Here is a 397-nt window from a genome sequence, read left to right on the forward strand (position 1 = left end):
TTGAAGGTACAAGTCTCCGTGTTACCTGCGCCATCTGTGGCGGTGAGTGTGACAACTTGGCTCGCAGTGATCACCGTCCCAACGGCTGGGGATTGTGTGATCGTAGCAGTTCCGCAATTGTCAGCGGCAGTTGCCAAAACCGTATAATCCAATAGCGTGTATTCACAGCTCGTGTCGAAACTCACATTCTGATCCGAAGGACATGTGATCGTAGGTTTGGTGTTATCGGCTGGGGTCACGTTGAAGGTACAAGTCTCCGTGTTACCTGCGCCATCTGTGGCGGTGAGTGTGACAACTTGGCTCGCAGTGATCACCGTCCCAACGGCTGGGGATTGTGTGATCGTAGCAGTTCCGCAATTGTCAGCGGCAGTTGCCAAAACCGTATAATCCAATAGCG

General features: G+C 52.6%; 1 protein-coding gene. It reads right to left on the minus strand.

The features are described 5' to 3' along the window. Window positions 1-397: HYR domain-containing protein (locus tag BFP72_RS18915; protein ID WP_158233472.1), on the minus strand; the 397-nt coding region annotated here is incomplete at both ends.

The sequence above is a fragment of the Reichenbachiella sp. 5M10 genome (genome assembly GCF_002742335.1).
Classification (GTDB): Bacteria; Bacteroidota; Bacteroidia; order Cytophagales; family Cyclobacteriaceae; genus Reichenbachiella.